This is a genomic window from Pseudoalteromonas sp. S3260 (assembly GCF_005886925.1).
GTDB classification, from domain to species: domain Bacteria; phylum Pseudomonadota; class Gammaproteobacteria; order Enterobacterales; family Alteromonadaceae; genus Pseudoalteromonas; species Pseudoalteromonas tetraodonis.
This window is the reverse complement of record NZ_PNCV01000342.1, coordinates 1-341: the sequence shown is the minus strand read 5'-3', so window position 1 is coordinate 341 and position 341 is coordinate 1. Positions and strand designations below refer to the sequence as shown.

Below are 341 nucleotides of genomic sequence, written 5' to 3'. Positions count from 1 at the left end.
TGTCGCCAACCGTTTTGCTCTGCCTGCTTATCATACTTGGGATCTGTTTTCAGAAGTCGCTCTGAATGAGCACCTAAAGGTGCAATTAGAGATTAAAAACCTAACCAACACGCTAGGCCTTACCGAGGGCAACCCCCGCGATGATTTAAGCCATCAAGAAGCGCTATTTTACGCCAGACCCATTTTTGGCCGCACAATCACACTGTCGATGAGTTATGAATTTTGAGTTTTGAGGGTTGAGGGTTGCTAGAGCAACAAAAAAGCGAGCTAACAAGCTCGCTTTTTGACCATTATAAAAGAACACTCGTTTAGATAATTTGGTTCTCTTTCCAGGCTTGCTC

1 protein-coding gene is annotated in these 341 nt (G+C 44.3%); it reads left to right on the top strand.

Annotated features, from left to right (window positions below; translation table 11 throughout):
- Nucleotides 1-226 (top strand): TonB-dependent receptor (locus tag CWC14_RS18730; protein ID WP_138564381.1); only part of this gene is annotated, 226 nt, incomplete at its 5' end.
- Nucleotides 227-341: the final 115 nt, after the last annotated feature.